The 239-nt window shown below is 51.5% G+C and carries 1 rRNA gene; it reads left to right on the top strand.

The features are described from left to right. Positions 1-239: ribosomal RNA gene (locus KJS58_RS25925) — 16S ribosomal RNA — on the top strand; the annotation flags it as partial.

Below are 239 nucleotides of genomic sequence, written 5' to 3'. Positions count from 1 at the left end.
GTCGCAAGACTGAAACTCAAAGGAATTGACGGGGACCCGCACAAGCAGTGGAGTATGTGGTTTAATTCGAAGCAACGCGAAGAACCTTACCAGGTCTTGACATCCCTCTGATCGGTCTAGAGATAGATCTTTCCTTCGGGACAGAGGAGACAGGTGGTGCATGGTTGTCGTCAGCTCGTGTCGTGAGATGTTGGGTTAAGTCCCGCAACGAGCGCAACCCTTGATCTTAGTTGCCAGCA

Source organism: Paenibacillus sp. J45TS6 (assembly GCF_018403285.1).
Classification (GTDB): domain Bacteria; phylum Bacillota; class Bacilli; order Paenibacillales; family Paenibacillaceae; genus Paenibacillus.
Note: the sequence above shows the minus strand (reverse complement) of the source record. Positions and strands in the feature narration are given on the sequence as shown.